Origin of the sequence: Roseixanthobacter psychrophilus (genome assembly GCF_043195195.1) — a bacterium.
In the GTDB taxonomy this organism is placed as follows: Bacteria; Pseudomonadota; Alphaproteobacteria; order Rhizobiales; family Xanthobacteraceae; genus NCEH01.
The window spans coordinates 1-447 of record NZ_JBAFWT010000190.1 but is presented as its reverse complement, the minus strand read 5'-3'; the positions used below and the strand labels follow the sequence as shown (position 1 = coordinate 447).

Below are 447 nucleotides of genomic sequence, written 5' to 3'. Positions count from 1 at the left end.
CTGTGAACGCTCTGGCGCATCGACGCCGTGGAGCCGGATGGGCGTACCGTGGATCTCGATCGTATCGCCATCAATGACGCTCGCGACGCCCATGAGAATGTCAGATGCCATGAGCGATGAGGGCGCTGAGAGCGCAAGCAGAACCCCGAATGCCGCTGCGCGACTCATGAAACGCCGAGCCATCGAACGATGCCGACAACATTGATCATGGTGAAGGCTCCCTAGAGTACCGCCAGGCTCATCTCGTGTTGCAGCCACGCCACCATTGTCCACAGCAGCGAGGACACCAGAAATAGCCCGAACCCACAGGTCTCCACGCCGAGGTTCAAGGCGATCAGCACCGCCCCGCATACCCCAGCCGCCGTCCCGACCCATTTTGCAGCCCGCAGTGCGATCCTGTCGTAATGCCGCCGTCTCATGATCGTTTCGCTGCGCGCCGGGCGGCTA

At 62.0% G+C, this 447-nt stretch carries 1 protein-coding gene; it reads right to left on the bottom strand.

What is annotated here, in order from left to right; translation table 11 throughout:
- Positions 1-221: 221 nt before the first annotated feature.
- On the bottom strand, positions 222-447 hold a 226-nt coding region (locus V5F77_RS29155; RefSeq protein ID WP_429008522.1), incomplete at its 5' end, for a hypothetical protein.